Origin of the sequence: Paenibacillus sp. FSL H8-0122 (assembly GCF_038005345.1) — a bacterium.
In the GTDB taxonomy this organism is placed as follows: Bacteria; Bacillota; Bacilli; order Paenibacillales; family Paenibacillaceae; genus Paenibacillus_AQ.
The window spans coordinates 4,576,203-4,596,043 of record NZ_JBBOTB010000001.1; the positions used below are offsets into that span (position 1 = coordinate 4,576,203).

The 19,841-nt window shown below is 53.5% G+C and carries 19 protein-coding genes, 1 pseudogene and 1 riboswitch; of the genes and pseudogenes, 5 read left to right on the plus strand and 15 right to left on the minus strand.

The window, feature by feature from the left end; all coding sequences use genetic code 11:
* Positions 1–18 precede the first annotated feature (18 nt).
* The 3 genes from cbiQ to NSS64_RS19775 are packed head-to-tail and all read right to left on the minus strand — an operon-like array spanning position 19 to position 1,861.
* A complete protein-coding gene (cbiQ, locus tag NSS64_RS19765) occupies positions 19–807 on the minus strand; it encodes a cobalt ECF transporter T component CbiQ (protein ID WP_341141246.1) in 789 nt (262 codons plus the stop codon).
* The gene (locus NSS64_RS19770; protein WP_341141247.1) at positions 804–1,097 is read right to left on the minus strand and encodes an energy-coupling factor ABC transporter substrate-binding protein; all 294 of its coding nucleotides are present in this window, start codon (positions 1,095–1,097) and stop codon (positions 804–806) included. Before NSS64_RS19770 ends, cbiQ begins: the two co-directional genes overlap by 4 nt.
* Positions 1,097–1,861, minus strand: coding sequence for an energy-coupling factor ABC transporter permease (locus tag NSS64_RS19775; RefSeq protein ID WP_340942585.1), 765 nt, complete (start codon positions 1,859–1,861; stop codon positions 1,097–1,099). Before NSS64_RS19775 ends, NSS64_RS19770 begins: the two co-directional genes overlap by 1 nt.
* A 385-nt stretch (positions 1,862–2,246) precedes the next feature.
* Positions 2,247–2,440: riboswitch (cobalamin riboswitch) on the minus strand.
* A gap of 139 nt (positions 2,441–2,579) precedes the next feature.
* Between NSS64_RS19775 and NSS64_RS19780 the strand changes: the two genes are divergently transcribed.
* Positions 2,580–3,512 (plus strand): ArsR/SmtB family transcription factor, encoded by a 933-nt coding sequence (locus NSS64_RS19780; RefSeq protein ID WP_076079751.1) that lies wholly within the window; start codon positions 2,580–2,582, stop codon positions 3,510–3,512.
* A gap of 414 nt (positions 3,513–3,926) precedes the next feature.
* On the plus strand, positions 3,927–5,249 hold the full coding sequence (locus NSS64_RS19785; RefSeq protein ID WP_076086935.1) for an IS4 family transposase: 1,323 nt from the start codon (positions 3,927–3,929) through the stop codon (positions 5,247–5,249).
* Between the two features lie 230 nt (positions 5,250–5,479).
* On the opposite strand, the gene NSS64_RS19790 is transcribed toward NSS64_RS19785, so the two are convergent.
* The 3 genes from NSS64_RS19790 to NSS64_RS19800 form a co-directional block, all read right to left on the minus strand.
* Positions 5,480–5,770 carry a hypothetical protein gene (locus NSS64_RS19790; RefSeq protein WP_341141248.1) on the minus strand — a complete coding sequence of 97 codons (291 nt, stop codon included), beginning with the start codon at positions 5,768–5,770 and terminating at the stop codon, positions 5,480–5,482.
* 133 nt (positions 5,771–5,903) lie between these two features.
* The gene (locus tag NSS64_RS19795) at positions 5,904–6,179 is read right to left on the minus strand and encodes a DUF6171 family protein (RefSeq protein ID WP_341141249.1); all 276 of its coding nucleotides are present in this window, start codon (positions 6,177–6,179) and stop codon (positions 5,904–5,906) included.
* Between the two features lie 12 nt (positions 6,180–6,191).
* Positions 6,192–7,685 carry an alpha-N-arabinofuranosidase gene (locus NSS64_RS19800; RefSeq protein ID WP_340991889.1) on the minus strand — a complete coding sequence of 498 codons (1,494 nt, stop codon included), beginning with the start codon at positions 7,683–7,685 and terminating at the stop codon, positions 6,192–6,194.
* Positions 7,686–7,874: 189 nt separating this feature from the next.
* On the opposite strand from NSS64_RS19800, the gene NSS64_RS19805 reads away from it, so the two are divergent.
* Together NSS64_RS19805 and NSS64_RS19810 are read left to right on the plus strand one after the other, a co-directional pair.
* Entirely contained in the window at positions 7,875–8,288 is a 414-nt protein-coding gene (locus NSS64_RS19805) for a peptide deformylase (protein ID WP_340991887.1), read from the plus strand.
* Positions 8,285–9,262, plus strand: coding sequence for a hypothetical protein (locus tag NSS64_RS19810; protein ID WP_341141250.1), 978 nt, complete (start codon positions 8,285–8,287; stop codon positions 9,260–9,262). Before NSS64_RS19805 ends, NSS64_RS19810 begins: the two co-directional genes overlap by 4 nt.
* Before the next feature lie 43 nt (positions 9,263–9,305).
* Here the strand turns inward: NSS64_RS19810 and NSS64_RS19815 are convergent, their stop codons facing one another.
* From NSS64_RS19815 to NSS64_RS19835, 5 genes and pseudogenes are all read right to left on the minus strand, one after another.
* Positions 9,306–10,247, minus strand: coding sequence for a 5'-3' exonuclease (locus tag NSS64_RS19815; RefSeq protein ID WP_341141251.1), 942 nt, complete (start codon positions 10,245–10,247; stop codon positions 9,306–9,308).
* A gap of 27 nt (positions 10,248–10,274) precedes the next feature.
* Positions 10,275–10,640 (minus strand): arsenate reductase family protein, encoded by a 366-nt coding sequence (locus tag NSS64_RS19820; RefSeq protein WP_341141252.1) that lies wholly within the window; start codon positions 10,638–10,640, stop codon positions 10,275–10,277.
* A gap of 1,008 nt (positions 10,641–11,648) precedes the next feature.
* A pseudogene (locus NSS64_RS19825) lies at positions 11,649–12,416 on the minus strand (RluA family pseudouridine synthase); the annotation flags it as partial.
* Complete coding sequence (locus NSS64_RS19830) at positions 12,413–12,979, minus strand: cob(I)yrinic acid a,c-diamide adenosyltransferase (protein WP_036696754.1); 567 nt, start codon at positions 12,977–12,979, stop codon at positions 12,413–12,415. The gene NSS64_RS19830 and the pseudogene NSS64_RS19825, both read right to left, overlap by 4 nt.
* Positions 12,980–13,119: 140 nt before the next feature.
* Positions 13,120–13,899 (minus strand): class I SAM-dependent methyltransferase, encoded by a 780-nt coding sequence (locus tag NSS64_RS19835; protein WP_341141253.1) that lies wholly within the window; start codon positions 13,897–13,899, stop codon positions 13,120–13,122.
* Positions 13,900–14,211: 312 nt separating this feature from the next.
* Between NSS64_RS19835 and NSS64_RS19840 the strand changes: the two genes are divergently transcribed.
* The gene (locus tag NSS64_RS19840; protein ID WP_341141254.1) at positions 14,212–16,233 is read left to right on the plus strand and encodes a methyl-accepting chemotaxis protein; all 2,022 of its coding nucleotides are present in this window, start codon (positions 14,212–14,214) and stop codon (positions 16,231–16,233) included.
* 57 nt (positions 16,234–16,290) lie between these two features.
* Here NSS64_RS19840 and NSS64_RS19845 read toward each other — a convergent pair whose 3' ends face one another.
* From NSS64_RS19845 to NSS64_RS19860, 4 genes are all read right to left on the minus strand, one after another.
* Positions 16,291–17,202, minus strand: coding sequence for an alpha/beta fold hydrolase (locus NSS64_RS19845; RefSeq protein ID WP_341141255.1), 912 nt, complete (start codon positions 17,200–17,202; stop codon positions 16,291–16,293).
* Between the two features lie 442 nt (positions 17,203–17,644).
* The gene (locus NSS64_RS19850) at positions 17,645–17,899 is read right to left on the minus strand and encodes an aspartyl-phosphate phosphatase Spo0E family protein (protein WP_340991874.1); all 255 of its coding nucleotides are present in this window, start codon (positions 17,897–17,899) and stop codon (positions 17,645–17,647) included.
* Between the two features lie 201 nt (positions 17,900–18,100).
* Complete coding sequence (locus tag NSS64_RS19855) at positions 18,101–19,318, minus strand: aminotransferase class I/II-fold pyridoxal phosphate-dependent enzyme (RefSeq protein WP_341141256.1); 1,218 nt, start codon at positions 19,316–19,318, stop codon at positions 18,101–18,103.
* Positions 19,319–19,331: 13 nt separating this feature from the next.
* Positions 19,332–19,823 carry an Lrp/AsnC family transcriptional regulator gene (locus NSS64_RS19860; protein WP_036696743.1) on the minus strand — a complete coding sequence of 164 codons (492 nt, stop codon included), beginning with the start codon at positions 19,821–19,823 and terminating at the stop codon, positions 19,332–19,334.
* Between the last annotated feature and the right edge of the window lie 18 nt (positions 19,824–19,841).

Here is a 19,841-nt window from a genome sequence, read left to right on the forward strand (position 1 = left end):
TGTACTTTGCGCATGATTTCACCCCCGCGTCCACAGCCAGAGCTGCGCCAGCACCAGCACTGCTATCCCGGCATACGCCTGGACAGCATAGCGCCGCGGCACAGGACGCGCCGTATAAGGCGGGAGAATAATCTCATCGGTGAATCCGCGGGCCAGCAGCCCCTGCGATAGTCCGTTATACCGGTGCATCGTGTTGCCGAACAGCGCTCCTGCCATAGCCGCTGTCTCACGCAGCTTCGCCTTATAGCCTCTACGGCCTCCGCGCAGCCTGCGGGCCAGCAGCAGCCCATGCGCTGCATCACTCAGCAGGAATAAGAAGCGGTACATAATCAGCATCAGCTCCAGAACAATCTGCGGCATCCGCAGCCTGCGCAGCACCTGCAAAAGCTCACTGAACGGAGTAGTGAACATCAGGAAAAAGAAACAGCTCATACAGGCAGAGATTCTGGCCAGCAGCTCCCCTGCCCGCTGAAGTCCCGCCGCTGTGACATATACCGGCAGATTCAGTCCCGGAAGCGGGAATATTCCTGCCTCTCCCGCAGCAGGATGCCCGAATTCCACGAGCAGCGCCGGTACGCTAAGCGCATAGAACAGCAGCGCTGTGCCGAACAGCATGCCATAAGCACGCAAGGGAATACGGGCCTGCAATACACACCAGGACATCATCCATAGGGTGATTGCAGCCTGTAGTACCGGATGTACAGTGTAAGAGAGCAGGAGCATCAGGGCTGCGAACGAGCTTTTCCACATCGGGGATAACTGGCGCAGAGCATTATTGTAGGAGAGAACGTCAATCCTCCGAATCACTTGCTGTTATGCTGCTTCGTCCCGCCCTGCTTGCCCTTGAGCAGCCCCAAGGTATAACCGATCACACCGGCACCAATCGCTGCCTGCAATGCAAACAGCATACTCTCCGTCTCACCCGGCAGCTCGGTCAGCGGCTTGAACCACGGCTTATAGTCAGGATTCATCTCGGTAATCACACCTTCAGCCGCATCATCGGCCCCGCCGAATTCCCCATTGACCAGCAGCAGCGGCAGAATAACCAGCAGAATAACAACCAGCAGCATCAACCCATTTTTCCATTTATTGCTCATTAGGCTCTTCCTCCGTTCACCTTGCGTTTCAGAAGCGACAATTCATTCGGACTATACGATTTCAGCCAGTTCCAGAGCAGTACCGTCAACAGCCCTTCACTGATGGCCAGCGGGATTTGCGTCACGGCAAAGATGCCCCCGAATTTGAGAAAAGAAGCCAGCACGCCGCCATCCGCCGCCGGAAAAGCCACCGCCAGCTGAAAGGAAGTCACTACATACGTACTCAGATCAGCCACCGCAGCCGCACAGAACAACGCCAGCTTCTCACGGTCCGGCCGCTTCATCATCAGCTTATACACTGCATATCCGGCAAAAGGACCCGCCACCGCCATTGAGAACGCATTCGCCCCGAGCGTAGTAATCCCTCCGTGCGCCAGCAGCAGCGCTTGAAACAGCAGGACAATCGAGCCGATTACGCTCATAGGCAGCGGCCCCAGCATAACAGCACCAAGTCCGGTACCCGTGGGGTGGGAGCTGCTTCCGGTCACGGAAGGCATTTTGAGCGCAGACAGTACGAAGGTAAACGCCCCGGCCAGACCCAGCAGCAGCTTCAGCTCCGGATTCTCCCTTGTCATGGATTTCAGCTTGAAGATTCCGAGCACAAAAAACGGGATAAACGCCGCCCACCAGAACACCGCCCAGCCTACCGGCAGGAATCCTTCCATAATGTGCATTGCCCGGGCCGTCCCCGGTTCATTCAGCATAAAGTACACCGTAAATCCGGCAACCAGTGCCGCAAAGCTCCACCATCTGTGCTTTTTCATTTGTCACCCTCCATGTTTGTTGTTTTCCCATTACAGATCTTAAAGCCCAAGTGGAAACATCTTTGCCGTCCTTTTATAGGACGGTACGTTTCAGCGAGGAATATAAGGATGATTTATAGCGTGAAGCATAAAAATCCTTATATTCCAAAAAACCCACCCTAAAGGGTGGGAGTGTATGTACGCAGGCAAGTTCGATAGAGCGCGCTGCACGCAGCCAAGCGAAACAAGGTGCTTCTCATCGTCCCATCACTATGGGCCGTGTCCTTGTATCCCGCAGCTGTAAGCCGGGGGTCATCTCTAAGATTCCAAGATTCCTCCGGTCCATCAGGGCAGAACGCCTCTTCTCATTAACCTATCCGTACACCGCTCCTATCCGCGTAGAGTCGTGGTGTGCGTCGACAAGGTAGGTCTCCTGGCTTGGAATACAGGCGCCGCAGACTTCGTCTTCCCCGGGGCTTCCCGAGTGACCTCATGAAGTGCAGCTCTTCCATACAGTGGCGGGACCGCTCGGGAGTTGCACCCGATTCCCTGTTATCCCTTGCCGCTTCCGGCAAGAGCACCTTGTTTCATCGCTAATTCATCTCACATCATAGCGGACCGGGCTTAGCGTGTCTGTGATATAAATTGGAAAAGCTGTCCTGAAGCCAATCATGGCTTGTAGAAATTTTATTTGAGTAATATAATTATTAACTATATAACCTGAACGTGGAGGCATCCGATGAAACTTGATCTAACCGAACAATCCCTGCCCGTGTACGAGGCCCTGTCCAGTACCGTGCGCCTGCATATGCTGCGGCTGCTGTCCGAGAAGCCCATGAACGTGAAGGAGCTGGCCGCAGCCCTCAAGCTCAGCAGTGCGATTATGACCATGCATGTGCGCAAGCTCGAAGCCGCCGGGCTGATCCGCAGCCATATGGCTCCCGGCAAAAGCGGTCTGCAGAAGATCTGTACACTGGCCGCCGACGGGGCTGAGATTGTTTTTCCGGGACAAGCCCGGACTCCGCGCAGGGGGTACCGCAAGGACATTCCGGTGGGGCATTATTCCGACTTCCAGATTGAGCCTACCTGTGGACTGTCTACGACAGAGAGGGTCATCGGGCACTTTGACGATCCCCGTTATTTCTGGGACCAGGAGCGCGTGAACGCCGGGATTCTCTGGTTCGGCAAGGGGTTCGTCGAGTATAAAATCCCGAATTTCCTGCTGTCGAGCCAGCAGCCGGAGGAGCTTGCCATCACGATGGAGATCGCCTCCGAAGCCCCGTCGGTCAACAACAACTGGCCGTCGGATATTACCTTCACACTGAACGGACAATCGCTTGGCTTCTGGACCAGCCCCGGTGACTACGGAGATAATCCGGGAAAATACACCCCGGCCTGGTGGCCTGCACTCACCAATCAATACGGCCTGCTCAAGCAGCTGCGGATTACTCAGACGGGCACTTTCATGGATGGGCAAAAGCTGTCGGAGGTCACCCTGGATCAGGTAGGCATCCGCAACAAACAATGGACCTTCCGGCTCTCTGTCGAGGAGGATGCCGAGCACATCGGCGGCCTCACCCTGTTCGGTAAAGGCTTCGGCAATTACAACGAGGACCTTGTGTTTGAGTTGTTTTATACAGATGGCGTGGCAGATTTGCCGGGTTCTATATGAAATCCAGATTAGGGTGTGTAGAAGGTAGGTAGGTAGGTAGGTAGGTAGGTAGGTAGGTAGGTAGGTAGGTAGGTAGGTAGGTAGGTAGGTAGGTAGGTAGTGGAGATAGATTAGTTAGACTAATTAGGTTAGTTTTCGATTCAGCTACTTTTGGAGCTAATGCTCCTCATTTCTGCTTAACGCCCACTTTCGGCCGACTCAGGTGCATTAGTGCTCCTCATTTCCGCTCATAGCTCACTTTCGGCCGAATCAGGTGCATTTGTGCCAATGTCATTAAGTTAAGATATAGAGCCAAAAACAAGAAAAAGGCAGGTTATCGAAAAGATAGCCTGCTCTTTTTTTGCACAAAAAAATCTTGACAATCCGTAGAAAACGTGTGGCGAAGCCCCTTGAAAAAACGAGGAGGTTACGCCAATGAATGCTTATGCAAATTCGCTGAAAGACAGACTGACATCTCTCATCCGTGAGATGGCGGCTGCCCCCGCGCCTTACGTCAGAAACCCGGGAAAGGATTTTACCCGAACGAAAAAACTACCCTTTGAAATGGTTATGCAAACCCTGATCTTTATGGGCGGCAACAGCCTCTATAAGGAACTGTTGGAATCGCAGGGCTATGACGTTAACACCGCAACTTCTTCTGCTTTTGTTCAGCAAAGAAATAAAATTTTGCCGTCTGCGGTCGAATCTTTGTTTCACACCTTTACCGCGTCCCATACGGAATTCAAGGATTATCGAGGCTATCGATTATTGGCCATTGACGGTTCCGATCTGCATATTGCAACAGATCCTGCGGACCCGTTGACCTATTCTCAAAGTCAGCCCCACTCGAAAGGCTTTAACCTTCTGCACTTGAACGCTGCTTATGACCTCTGTAACCGGCTTTACGTGGACGCCATCCTTCAACCTCGAAAGCTGCGCAACGAAGGAAGGGCGCTGTCCACGATGGTGGATCGGTCCCCTATTCAGGGGAACGTCATTGTGTTGGCGGATCGAGGATTGGAAAGCTACAATACGTTCGCGCATCTGGAACGGAAAGGATGGAAGTACGTCATACGGGTCAAGGATTTGCATTCGAATGGCATTCTTTCGGGCTTGCACTTGACCTTTGAAGGGGCGTTTGATCAGGAGATTCACCTGACGCTGACTAAAAAACGAACGAAAGCGTTCAGGGATCACCCCGAAATCTATAAAATTCTTCCGGCCACCTCTAGCTTTGATTTTCTGGACATGCAAAAGAACCTGTTTTACCCGATTTCCTTTCGGGTGGTTCGTTTCCTCCTGCCCAGTGGCGATTATGAAACCGTCATTACCAATCTACCGGCTGCTGAATTCTCACCGGATGAACTCCGGGAACTGTATCACCTGCGATGGGGGATTGAGACCTCTTTCCGGGCCTTAAAATACACCATCGGTCTGACCCATTTTCACGCAAAGAAGCAAGAGTCCATTACCCAAGAGATATTCGCAAGAATGATCCTCTACAATTTCGCTGAAATGATTACCTCGCACGTAGTCATTTCCCAAAAGGATAAACGGCACCTCTACCAAGTCAACTTCACGGTGGCCGTTCACGTCTGTAGACATTTCCTGCGCTCCAAGGGCGATGGACCCCCGCCTGATGTGGAAGCTTTGATTCGCAAAAATATTTTGCCGATTCGTCTCACCCGTCCTGGGCAAAGGAATACACGCAGAATACGTAGCAAATCCGCCATTAGCTTCGTCTACAGAGTAGCATAATTCGGTTCGCATGAACATTTTTTTAAGTGGATCTTCCATCCGCTTTGTTTGCTATGCGCTTTTTTCCTTCCTTACACCAAAAACAAACGGCATAGGACGTTTCCCCATACCGTTTTGGATTCTCTTTATTAATTCCAAACTTATCTTTGAACTTATCTTAATGACATTGGCACTAATGCTCCTCATTTCCGCTCAGCTGCCCACTTTCCGCCGACTCAGGTGCACTAATGCTACTCATTTCCGCTCAGCTGCCCACTTTCCGCCGCATTTGAGGGATTTATCCCTTTCTTTTCCTCACCCAGCCCACTTCCCGCCGCACCAGAGGGATTTATCCCTCTCTTTTCCTCCTCCAGCCCATTTCCCGCCACACCAGAGGGATTTATCCCTCTCTTTTCCTCCTCCAGCCCGCTTTCCGCCGCATTAGAGGGATTTATCCCTCTCTTTTCCTCCTCCAGCCCGCTTTCCGCCGCATTAGAGGGATTTATCCCTCTCTTTTCCTCATCCAGCCCCCTCTCCTCCACAACGCAAAAAAAGCCCCTCCAACCGCCGCATTGTGCAGGTTGGAGGGGCTATCGGTGATCGGTCCGTCTCTTATGGCAAGAGCGGCTTCTAGCCTATCTTTTCGCCTGGCCCCTTGCCGTTAGGCGTGGGCCGTCATTCCGCCACCGGCTGCCACTTTCCGCCGCCCGGCAGCGGACAGCTGCGGGCCTTCAGCCGGGCCACGACAGGGATGATACAGCCGCAGGCGGTACAGGTCACGCCATCCTGCAGCTTGGGGCAAGCCCCGCAAAGCGCAAGCCGCTCGGCATAGACCTCATTGGAAGCCGAATTGCCGGGATTGAACATGGAGGAGGCCAGAATGCGGGCAATCTGTGCTTCCGTGACCTTGTACTCCTCCCGGCATCCTTTGCAGGCTGAAGTGGTTGTCATGCGGTTCTCTCCTTAGGCTTGTGGAGTGATAGCCAGTACCGTTACCGACATTGGCGGCAGCTCTACAGTCAGCGTATCCCCTTCAAGCTTGAAGGCGCTGAATGCCTGTGGTGTTACAGCTTCCGGCTGCTCAAAGCTATTGTGGGCATCGATGGAAGCTCCGGCCAGCGTCGTTCCGCTTACGGATGCTTGACCAGCCAAACCGCGCAGGGCAAGCGGCAACACTGCCGATGACGCGTGATTCAGGTTACACAGGCTGACATGAATGATGCCCTCAGCATTGACCGAAGCCGAAGCCGATACTTCAGGAATCTCTACGCCATCATAGCTGTATACCGGACTGTCAACAGTGAGCTCCAGCAGTTCTGCATCCTGATGCACTTTGTACATGTTGAATACATGGTAAGTAGGAGTCAGGAGCATTTTCTCGCCTTCAGTCAGAATAACTGCCTGCAGCACGTTCACGGTCTGGGCAATGTTCGCCATCCGTACACGGTCACTGTGCTTGTGGAAAATATTCAGGGTCAGGCCGGCAACCAGCGCATCGCGGATCGTGTTCTGCTGGTAAAGGAAGCCCGGGTTCGTCCCCGGCTCAACATCATACCAGGTGCCCCACTCGTCAACGATCAGGCCTACTCTTTTCTCCGGATCGTATTTGTCCATAATCGCAATATGGCGGGTAACCAGTTCATCCATGAACAGTGCTTTCTTCAACGTTGTGAAGTATTCGTCTGTTCCGAAGCCTGTAGCCGCGCCTTTATGATTCCAGTCCGAAGTAGGCAGGGTGTAATAGTGCAGGGTAATCGAATCCATGAAGCGGGTAGCTTCGCGCATCAGCACTTCCGTCCAGTTATAATCATCCGCATTCGCACCGCAGGCGATCCGGTGGATCTTGTTGTCACCGTAGTTACGCACATAGGTCTGATATTGGCGGTACAGGTCAGCATAAAATTCAGGACGCATGTTACCGCCGCAGCCCCAGTTCTCGTTGCCCACGCCGAAATACTTGACACTCCAGGCATCTTCCTGGCCGTTCTTCTGACGCAGCTCAGCCATTGGCGAGACTCCGTTGAAGGTCAAATACTCAACCCACTCGGACATCTCTTGAACAGTTCCGCTGCCTACGTTACCGTTGATGTACGGCTCGCAGCCCAGCATCTCGCAGAGGAGCATGAATTCATGCGTACCGAAATGGTTGTTCTCTACCGCACCGCCCCAGTGTGTGTTGATCATCCGCTTGCGCTCTTCGCTCGGGCCGATGCCGTCCTTCCAGTGGTATTCATCGGCGAAGCAGCCGCCCGGCCAGCGAAGTACCGGAATCTTCATTTCCTTAAGCGCTTCCACTACGTCGTTGCGGATACCCTTAGTGTTCGGAATTGGGGAATCTTCGCCCACCCAGATGCCTTCATAGATACAGCGTCCAAGATGCTCAGCGAAATGTCCGTAGATGTTGCGGTCAATCTTACCTTTGCGGATGTCGGTGTTCAGTACAATGCGTTCTGCCATGGGAAGTTAACGCTCCTCTTTAAGTTAATATATTTGTTAATCATTTAATACTTATATTAACATTATAATCATGCTTCCTCCGGTTCGTCAATCTTTATCTTAACCGCATATCTCTCGTATTCCCGCATTTCACTTCCCCGCCAAAAATGATATTATGGACACACAAATACAGCATAATTGGAGAGTATGATGATTAGACCTATCAATAAAGATATATCGCTTCTTAGCCAGAAATCTGCTCCGGCCACGGAAAAGGATCTGCCCGTGTTAATGGATCTTGTGGAGACTCTGAACGCCAACTCCGACCGGTGCGTCGGCATGGCTGCGGACATGATTGGTGTCAACAAACGCATCATTGCCGTCCGTGTAGAGCAGCAGCTGACCATTTCGATGATCAATCCGGTGATCGTCAAGCGCGCCCGTCCTTATGACACTGAGGAAGGCTGCCTGTCGCTTGAAGGCGTACGCCCAACGAAACGGTACGACTACATTGAGGTAGAATACCTCGATTATAATTTTAAGAAGCACCGGGATAGCTTTACCGGATTTACAGCGCAGGTTATCCAGCATGAGGTGGATCACTGCGAGGGTATTGTCATTTGAGCCGGGACCTGAGAGCGCTAACCTTCAGTAAGACGGCCGCCGAGCAAATTCTGAGGAATGAGACCGATACCCGCACGCTTTTGTCAGAATATCCGGACTACAAAGAAGAAGTGCTGCTTGAGATCAATGCCCTATCGAGCCAAAAACGCGCCAAGCTGATCCAACATTTACTCGCCAGCTATACAAGCAGCGCCAAAATAGCGAAGAGCAAAATTGTCAAAAGTGGCTTTAATCAAACCACCATTAACGCTTTTCTTCCTAATATTATTAAAGCCCGCTTCGCCATTTATCTGATTGAACAGCTGCAACTCACGGTGTCTACCGAATCAGCCTCCGGTCCTGTCCGGTTCAATCTCTGGGACGGTTATATTCTGCAGAAGCTCCTGTTCAAGGAAAAGCTTGTACGGAAGCCCGTATCGCTCCCTCTGTTCCGGGTATGCTGGAAGCTGATTATCCGCCCCAAAACGCTGATGCCGCTTGTCAATAAACAAGGGATCTACTGCTTCTATTCCCGTACGTTAATTAAGCGGCTGTCCGCTCTGATTGGGGATAAGGAGTGCCTGGAGATCGGTGCGGGTGACGGTACCTTGACGAGATTCCTTAACGATAACGGCACAGCCTGCCGGGCAACCGATGATTATAGCTGGGCGCATTATATCACCTACCCGGATTTTGTGGAAAAAGCCGATGCCAAAGCCGCCCTGAGCAAATACGCTCCTAAGGTTGTACTTTGTTCCTGGCCGGTGCCCGGCAACCCGTATGAGAAGCATGTTTTTAATACGGATTCTGTAGAGTTGTATATAGTAATCGGCACAAGAGACCCGGCGATCACCGGTGACTTCGACGCGTATGATCAGGCTAAGCATTTCAGCATGGAGCTGAATGAGGAATTATCCCGCCTGCTTGTGCCGCCCTCCAAGGACAATGCGGTCTATCTCTTCACACGCAAACAAGACAGTACACGCTCACGATAGGTGAGTACATACTGTCTTGTTTTCATTGCAGTCTATTCCGGCCTCAGCCCAGATCTCCCAGCTCAATCTGCACGATTCCCCGGTCATCCCGTTCCTCGGCGATCCCGCCGATCAGATGCATCAAGCTGCCGAACTCCAGCTCATTGAACTTGCGTGCGGCGTTATCCCGCTGCAGTTCCCAGAGACATTCGGCCAGCTCGCAGACCACCGGCACATCACAGCGGATTTCCGCCAGCTCCCGTGAGAGATGCAACATGTCGAGGTCCGCTTCAATCTTAGCCCGCACGCCCTTAGGCAGCAGATGCAGGTTCTCGATGACCCCTTCCACAGTACCGTATTCCGTCAGCAGCTTGGTGGCGGTCTTCTCGCCGATGCCCTTCACGCCGGGATAATTATCGCTGGTGTCACCCATGAAGCCCTTCAGGTCGATCACCTGCGCAGGAGTGAGGCCCCGTTCTGCCAAAAGCTCAGCCGGATCATACACTTTATAGTTGGAGCGGCCTTTTTTCATAATCACGACCTTGACGCTGTCATTCACCAGCTGGAGCATGTCGTGGTCGCCCGTAAGAATATAGACCTCCGACTCCCCGCTGTAGCACGAAGCCAGTGTGCCGATGCAGTCATCTGCCTCATAACCAACCAGACCGATATTCGGCACGCCCAGCTCAGCCACAACCTCCTTCACGAGGTCGAACTGCGGGATCAGCTCCAGCGGAGCGTCAATCCGGTTCGATTTGTAGCCTTCATACTTCTCCGAGCGGAACGTGCCCTTGCCCATATCCCAGCAGCAGACGACATGTGAAGGCTCAAATGTACTTACCGCATCGAAAAAATACTGCAAAAATCCATACACCGCATTCGTCGGCAGCCCGGCGCGGGTCTTGCGGATATATCCACCATAAGAGGTAGCATAAAAAGCGCGGAACAGCAGAGCCATTCCATCGACGATCATGACCCGGCCCTTCATTTCTGTTGCTGTGCTCATGTGTAACCTCTCCTTGTATTCCATAATTTAGGCGTTGCCCCAAGCTTCGGCGTACTGGTCTTCCTTGTAGCCTACGGTGACCTTCTTGCCGTCAGTAACTACCGGACGCTTGATCAGCATCCCATGTGTGGACAGCAGTCCAAGCTGCTCGTCTTCGCTTAAGTCTGCAAGCTTATCCTTCAGGCCAAGCTCCCGGTAGATCTCACCACTTGTATTAAAAAACTTCTTCAACGGCAGGCCGCTGTGCTTCACCAGCACGCGCAGCTCCTCTACAGTCGGCGGCTGCTCGGCGATATGCTTCAGCTCCAGCTCATGCCCTGCTTCCTTCAGCCATTTCACTGCGCTGCGGCAGGTACTGCATTTCGGATATTGATATACCTTGAGGTTACTCATCGGGTTCTCCTTCTATTATAAAGTGCAGCAGTGATGCTAGTCCTACAGGTCGTCACTGCTGCTTATATGGTTGATTGGGTCGTCTGCATAACGGTGGCTTTTCCCGACCGGCAATACGATTGACATCACGACCGACCTCAGTAGGTGGAAATTGTACAACTATTCCTTCCAAATTCGCATCGCAGGAGGAAATAGTTGGATTTCCGACATTTAAATCGGGAAAAATTGTTACTTTTCGGATATGGGGCAATTTTAGTTGTACTTTTTCCACTTGCTTGCTGCGGAGCCGTCATATAGCTGAAAATAAGTGCACCCTGGCACTTATTTACCTGCTGTTGTGCTCCAGCGGCGTCAGGAAGGTTACTGTATGAGCGGGCGGAGCATGTAAAATGCTGCATGCTGCTTAGCACATTCCTCCGGCTGTAGCAGCCAAGCTGCATACTGCTGCTGCTGACAGCTGCAGCCAGAACATATCCGGCGCTTGCTTTACCGCGCCGACTGCCGGAGCTTCTCCTGCAGCAGCGCCATATCCGGCGGCAGCGGAGCCTCGAACACCAGCTCGGCATGTGTCACCGGATGCCGGAAGGCCAGCCGCACCGCATGCAGCGCCTGGCGCGGAATGGCCGCGTCCAGCTCCGCGATCTGCGAGAGCCGGGCGGCTTCGCCCGGCGACAGCGCCTGCTCTCGCACCTGCTGCTGCTCGCCGCCTGTGGTCACCGCCTGCTCTCGCACCTGCTGCTGCTCGCCGCCTGTGGTCACCGCCTGCTCTTGCACCTGCTGCTGCTCGCCGCCTGCGGTCACCGCCTGCTCTTGCACCTGCCGCTCCTCGCCGCCTGTGGTCACCGCCTGCTCTTGCACCTGCTGCTGCTCGCCGCCTGCGGTCACCGCCTGCTCTTGCACCTGCCGCTCCTCGCCGTCTGCGGTCACCGCCAGCTCGCCCGTACGCCGCTCCTCGCCAGGCGCTAACGCCTCCGCCCGGCTGCCAGCCGCCTGCCCATACAGCGGGTGACGGTACATCCCGTCACCGATCAGCGGGCAGCCGACCGACCCCATATGCACCCGGATCTGGTGGGTGCGCCCGCTCTCCAGCTTCAGCTCGACGCGTGAAGCGGCGCTGCCATAGACCTCCTTGACCTCATACCGGGTCAAGGAGGGATAGCCGTCCGGCGTCACAATCCGCCGGTGCGGCTCCAGCGGGTCGCGGTCGATCGGACCGTCGATATCGCCGCTTGGCAGAGCAGGAACACCGTGCACGAACGCGGTATACCGCTTGTCCACCGTTCCGGCGATCATCTGCTCGGAGATGTGCTGATGGCTGTACGGGTTCTTGGCAATCACCAGCACCCCGGAGGTCTCCTGGTCCAGCCGGTGGACGGGGCGGAAGCGGACCCGCTCGCCCTTCTCTGCCCAGTAATGGACCACTCCGTTCGCCAGGGTCTCGGTATAATGGCCGTGGGTCGGATGGACAATCATTCCTGCGGCCTTGCTTACCACAAGCAGATGCCCGTCCTCATACAGAATCTCGAAGGGAATCGGCTGCGGCAAAATATCCTCTGAGGTCTCCTCCTCCATCCGGATCTGTACTAGATCGCCGGTGCTAACCTTAACGCTGATATAGACACGCTCTCCGTTCAGTGTAATGCCGAGGTCCGTCATTTTGAGCCGGGAGAGCAGCTTGCGGGAGACATCCATCCGCTTCTGCAGGATGGTTTTGAGCAGCCAGCCGTCTTCAAGCGGCGGCACTGTATAGGAGATGGGCGGATAATAGCTGGTCATTTGTTCCGGAACACCTTTTTGCTGCGCAGATATTCTACTTCAGCAATCTCCAGCCGGGTGTTGGCGGCACGGGCCAGAGCGAAGAAATAGTCGGACAGCCGGTTCAGATAGATTACCGCCTCAGGATTAATCTCCGCACTGCGGCCCAGCGTCACTGCCCGGCGCTCGGCCCGGCGGCAGACCGTCCGGCAGACATGCAGCACCGAGGACAGCTGGCTTCCGCCCGGCAGAATGAAGCGCTCCAGCACCGGATTCTCGGCCTGAAGCGCATCGATCCAGCCTTCCAGGCGCGTGGCCATCTCGCTTTTTACCTTATAGCGGTTCTCGCTCAGCTTCACGAATGCCAGATCCGATCCGCAGTCGAACAGCTCATGCTGAATCTCCAGCAGTTGCTCGCGGACATCTAGAAACCGCTCGTCCTCCATCAGGCTCCGTGCCTGGCCAACGAAGCAGTTCAGCTCGTCAATGGTGCCGTAAGCCTCGACGCGGACATCGTCCTTGCCTACCCGGCCGCCAATCACCGAGGTCTCGCCCTTATCCCCCGTACGCGTATAGATCGCCACGATACTTCCCTCCTAAGTTGCAAATCACATAGTAATAGTGTAATCGTTCTTAGGTAGGGTGGCAAACAAAGATCAACTTTTTCATTATGTAAATAACTCCCTTAAGAGGAAGCCTTAATTGTCTCCCTGCTCAACCTGCCTCATGGCTTACGAAAAGTAATGCAATACATCAGGCCCTTGCACACCTCCTTGTGCTCTACCTCCAGCATCTCCTGCGGAATCAGTCCAAGCATCTCCGGCAAGTCCGCTCCCTCTGCAAAATACCCCTTAACCACCGGTACCTTCCCGTACGTTCCCTTCACCAGCTTCTGCGTCTCATCGGCAATCATCAGCCTTGTGCCCGGCTTCGCTACCCGGATCATCTCCAGTACCGCAGCATGCGGATCACTGAAACAGTTGATTCCGCCGACATGGTACACGCAGTCAAAGCTGTTGTCCTGAAAAGGCAGCCGCTCAGCAGTCCCCTGGAACAGATGTGCCTCCAGCTTCCACCGCCGCAGATTGCGCACCGCCTGCTTCAGCATTCCGCTGGAAATATCCAGCCCGTACAGCTCGGCCTGCGCGTTCTTGGCCTTCATGTTAAGGTACGGGAAATTATCGCCGCTGCCCACCGAGGTCTCCAGCACACGCTGACCGCCGCCCAGCTCAAGCGCAGACAGGAACTGCTCTCTATAGCTGCGTTCTCCGCCGAACTTCAGCACGAAATACAGCTTGTTGGACAGCCGGTAGAAACGGGCAATCCGGTTGTAAAGCTCCAGGTACTTCCGGTTACTGCCTGCGGCATCCGCTTCCTCCATAAAAGCCAAATACCCGTGCTTCCACGGGTACTGCCGTCCATTTGCCGGATTGACCGCCCCCGTACTAACCAGCTTAAGCTCTTCATATGTATTCGGGTCCCTCAACAGCTGATCATGTAGCATGAATATCTTCCTCTCCTGACGCAGTACGGTTCAAGCCCATACTTTGTGATGTTCGTGAATATTTATTATATGCCTACAATTGGAAGCGGACATCAGTCCCGGGTCTGCCGCCGTCTCCGCCTTTGGTCGTACCCCGCAGACTTAGATCCACGACATTTTTTTATTTTTTTCGACAAAAAGTAACAACAAAATCAGTTCTCCAGCCGATGATATTCAATATAAGTATAAATAGCTTCACTATATAATGGGGGGATTCACATGGCTAATGTTGTTCACAAGGCAATTTCCAGGCTCCGGTTCAAAAGCATACGTATGAGAACATTTGCATTCATCCTGCCCATCTTTCTGATCACGCTGGTGCTGGTCGCTCTGTTATCGTACATGTATTCCAAAAGCATTATCCAGCGCGAGGTTAAGCAAAAAATGAATGTGCAGATATCAGATATTTCTAACGAAATTAATGCGAACTTAAGTGTGCACAGCAAGGTTCCCGAGGTTCTGGCACGTACGCTGGAGAGCCACGCTGCTGAATTCACACTGGATCAATACCGTACCATGCTGTCCAGTGCGCTGAAGGCCAATCCGGATACCTATGGTGTGGGTATTTATTTTGAACCCGGACGGTATGACAGCAAGCTGAAGTACTTCTCCACCTATGCCCACCGTGACGGCGACAAGATTGTGACTACCGAGCAGTATAATGACCCCGATTATAATTATCACGGGCAGAGCTGGTACACGATTGGCAGGGAGCATGCAGCGTTTACAGATCCATTCTATGACACAATTACAGGGACAACGATGGCTACGTTTACTGTTCCTTTCCGGGATACCACGAATACCTTGCTGGGTGTCATGGCCGGCGATATCGATCTCAAGACGCTGCAGAGCAGGATCGAACAGACCAAGGTGGGGAATACAGGCTGGGCGTTCCTGCTGGACAAGCAGGGGAATTACATTGCCGGACCGGATGCCGAGAAGAATATGCAGCTGAAAATAAACGACGAACCAAACGCAAGCCTGGCCGCAGCAGGAGCGGAAATGCTTCAGCAGAATCAGGGCATGGTAACCTATGCCGATTCGGGCGGGACCATTCAGATGTATTATGAAAAGCTGCCGGATACCGGCTGGACCGTTGGTCTCGCCATGCCGGAGCAAGAGCTGTACGCGCCGCTTAAAGGGCTGCTAAGGTCTATTCTGCTGGTAAGCTTAGCGGGTCTTATCCTGACGGTAGCAGCCGTATATCTATACAGCCGCTATATTACCCGTAAACTGACCCGTGTCAATGAGATGTCCCGGCAGATGGCCGCCGGAGACTTCACCGGGAAGCTGGAGGTGGACAGTGAGGATGAATTCGGCAAAATGGCCGGGCATCTGAACCAGATGATTACCAATCTGAGCAGACTCCTGGGGACGATTGCCGATCACTCCCTGCAAGTCGCCTCGACCTCAGAAGAATTAATGTCTAGCGCCACTCAGACCAATCACACCACAGAGGCCATTGTGGAGAATATTCAGGATCTCTCAGCCGGAGCGGATCAGCAGATGCAGTCCACCCGCGAGTCTGCAAGGGCGATGGAGGAGATGGCCGCCGGTGTGCAGCGGATCGCGGAGGCCTCGATGGACACTGCCGCAGCTGCCGGGCGGGCGGCAGGCCAGGCGCAGAACGGGTATTCCGTCATTACGGAGGCGGTGGACCGGATGGAAGAGATGGAGCGGACCGCCGCAGATGCTTCCAGCATGATTACCTCTCTTAGCGCACAGTCCCAGCAGATCGGCAACATCATTGGTCTGATCAAAGGCATCAGCGACCAGACCGGCATGCTGGCCTTAAACGCGGCGATTGAGGCCGCCAGAGCAGGCGAATACGGGCGGGGCTTCTCCGTGGTGGCCGGTGAGGTGAAGAAGCTGTCCGAGCAGACGGCCGAAGCCGCCGGGTCTATCAGCACCCTGATTCTCGAGATCCAGCAAGGCAACCGGGCAGCCTCAGATGCGGTGCTGGCGAATGCCGGCGCCGTTCAGGAAGGCTCGCGGATGGTAGGCGAGGCCGGGCGTCTGTTCACGGATATTCTCGGCGGCATCGGCGAGATTAACACCCAGGTTCATGAGATGTCTGCTTCCTCCGAGCAGCTGCTGGCCGGAACCGAGGAGCTGACCTCTTCGGTGGAGGAGATGGCTGAAGTGGCGAAACAGGCCGCAGAGCGTTCACAGAGCGCTGCCGCGGCCTCCGAGGAGCAGCTCGCCTCCATGGAGGAAGTAGCCGCAGCCTCTACCGAGCTGGCGAAGATGGCCGATGGGCTGCAGCAGGCAGTGGCCACGTTCAAGGTAAACTAACAGAGAGGCAGTTCTAACAACCCCCTGATAGGTCTCCGGACCAGCACAGGGGGTTATTTATATAGATTCACCCCCCTCACTCCCTTCACTCCCCTTCAAAAAAGCCACCAGCTCCCGGTTCACCCGCTCCGGCTGCTCATGATTCACGCCGTGACCGGCGTCCGGGATAACCGTGGAGCGGAACCCGCCAGCGTCCAGTGTACTAGTGAGCTCCCGCTTCTGCTTCAGCTTATAATCTCCCAGCAGGAAGTATAGCTGATCCCGGAACGTAACCGCTTTCTCTTGTTCGTAGGGCTGAAGCTTATGGGCGAACATCGCCTGCTGGTTATGATTCTGCATTAGCAGCACCAGATGCTCCCCGACTTCGGGATGCTTGTCGAACAGGCCTGAGGCCGGGGAGCTGAGCTTGCGGGCTGCCTTGAGCAGATTACTGCGCGTAGGAACAAGAATCTCCGGGAACATCATCATCAGCGTATGTATCATGCTTTTAATTGGAGCAGTGACCATTCCTCCCTCCATACAGACAGCCCTAAGCACTCGTCCCGGTCCGTTCACCGTGTAATTGAAGACCATATACGCTCCATTCGATACACCTGCCACGTAGAATTGTTCAAGCTTCAGCCCGTCAGCAACCTTGTTAATCCAATCCACCTGGTTAAAGGTCCGTTTATCGAACAACTCACCTGGAACACTCTTTCCCGGTCCGCCCAGCGTATCTACTGCAATGCAGTAGAAGTGCCGGGACAGCTCCTTCATATTCAGCAGCCACATCACGGCCGAATTATCGCCTACCCCGTGGAACAGGAGCAACGGCGGTAACTCCGGCTCTCCCGCTGTTATACAATGGGTTGTCCCATAAGGAGTCTCCACATCAAGCTCCTGATATTCCGTCCCCCACGCTTCAAGAAGCTGGTTATAGGACCTTAGAACCTGTTCTTTGCCGGCCCCGCTTTTAAATACCTTAATCATTTCAGACTTCCCCTTTAATAAACTATCAGAACTAAACAAGTGATTTCATTCCATAAATGCAGCAAGGTGTAAAGCTTCGTTCGTAGTAAATCACCAGAGATAAGTGTAATCTGTACAACTAAAAAGAGTGAAACGTAAGGTTTTTCACTTCTAACTGTAATCTGTACAACTAAAAATCCCCTAATGAGCGAAAAACCAGTTATAAAGGCATTTTAATTGTATGAAATACATCTAAACAGAGATTCGGCGGCACATCCGGCGATTTAGTTGTACAAATTGCAGTTAAGCCTAATAAACCTCCCCCTTGCACACTGATCGGGGCACGGTAAGCCCTCAACTAGAAATAGATCGATAATTTTATAGCGTAAAGCTTATAATTATTTTCAAAAAAAAACGGACATCTCCCCAAAGGAAGACATCCGCTTCATATACATCTGCCGTATTAATTGCTCTTGCGGTGACGGCCTCTCATATACTCATTAATCTTGAGATCCAGCAAGCTGCTGATTGCTATTACATTATCCGAGGTAAAGGAATTCTCCTGCATAAAGAGCTGTTCCATTCTGCTGCGGAGCATCTGGATTTCATCTTCCAGCGAGAGCCTGCGTGCATTCGCATCTCCTCTGGCAGGAGGTTGCCCGCTTCCGGAACCACATTTCCCGCCATAGGAGGATAAGTAATAATCTGCGCTCAGCACAATCACCCTTCCTGATAAAAGTATCGCGCATCATCCGGATTAGAACCGTGCAGTTCTATGCGACCAGATATGAAGCGCCTTTATTCCCGGAATAAGAGGGCCTTGTAAGTGTATTACAGGTGTTTCTTGTCCTTAGAGTAAAATAATACCATATCAGAAGGTGATCGGCTATAGTTCTATTTACTTCTTTGTCGAGCCTTGTCAGGCCCCTTCCCGGGCCAGCTGTGAGACCAATGCCCCAATTCGCTCAACCGCTTCATTCAACTGGGACACCGAGGTGGCATAGGAGCAGCGCAGATAGCCTTCCCCGCCCAGACCGAAGACACTTCCCGGAACAGCAGCGACCTTATATTCAAGCAGCAGACGCTGGGCGAACTGGTCGGAGGTCAGCCCGGTGGCCTGGATACTCGGGAATGCATAGAAGGCACCCTGCGGCTCATGACACTCAAGTCCCGCCTCCCGGAGTCCTTTGACAATCAGCCGGCGGCGCTGGTTATACGAGTCTGTCATGCGGTCCTTCTCTTCCATTCCGTTGGTGAGTGCCTCCAGCGCAGCCACCTGGCCCATCGAAGGCGCGCACATGACGGTATACTGGTGAATCTTCAGCATGGCGGAGATCAGGTCCGGGTGGCCGCAGGCATAGCCCATCCGCCAGCCGGTCATGGCGAAGGCCTTGGAGAACCCGCTGACCAGGATCGTCCGGTCAAGCATCCCCGGCAGCGAAGCGAAGCTGACATGATTGCTTCCATACGTAAGCTCGGCGTATATCTCATCTGAAATGACAATAAGATCATGCTTCTCGACCACCTTGGCAATCGGCTCCCAATCTTCACGGCTCATGATTGCGCCGGTCGGATTGCTTGGATAGCAGAGAATCAGAATCTTGGAACGGGGGGTAATCTTAGCTTCCAGATCTTCGGCAGTCAGCTTGAAGTTATTCTTCCCGAAGGTCTCAATGCCCACCGGAATACCGCCGCCGATGGCCGTAATCGGAGAATAAGAAATATAACAAGGCTCGGGAATCAGAATCTCGTCTCCCGGAGAGATCAGGGCACGCAGGGCCAAATCAATGGCTTCGCTGCCGCCAACCGTGGCAATAATCTGGTTCGCCGGATCATACTTCACGGCGAAGCGGGTCTCCAGGTACTGGGCAATACCCTCGCGCAGCTCAGGCATTCCGGCATTGGAGGTGTAACCGGTGAAGCCGCGTTCGAGTGAATAGACGCAGGCCTCTCTGACATGCCAAGGTGTCTTGAAGTCCGGCTCGCCGACACCGAGCGAGATAATATCCTTGCTGCCTGCCGCCAGATCAAAAAACTTGCGGATGCCCGAAGGCTGAATCTGCTGGACCAGCGGGGCCAAATAAGAGTTCATCGACTTGCCTTTATCTCCTGTATGCTGAGCGTTATTAATGATCATGACATTACATCCTTCACGGAGATATCATCAGACGGTTGTCTTCCTCATGCTCTTCAAAGATGATACCGTCCTGTTTGTATTTTTTGAGCGTAAAGTTGGTCTTGGTAGAGAGCACAGCATCAATCGGTGACAGCTTCTCGGACACAAAATTAGCAACCTCGCGCAGATTGCGGCCTTCCACTTCCACCAGCAGATCGTAAGCGCCGGACATCAGATAGACGGATTTAACCTGCGGATACAGATAGATGCGTTCGGCGATGCCCTCGAAGCCGCGGCCCCGTTCCGGGGTGATCTGTACCTCGATCAGGGCAGTCACCCGTTCATCATCGACTTTGTCCCAATTGACAACCGTCGCGTATTTCACAATGACATGATCCTGCTCCATTTCGGCGATCACGGTCTTGACATCTTCTTCCTCCGCACCAAGCAGGGTCGCCATTAATGCCGTTGAGCTTCGCGCGTCCTCCTTGAGCAGTTCCAGCACTTTCCTCTTCAATTCATTCATTCTTAGGGCCTCCTGCAA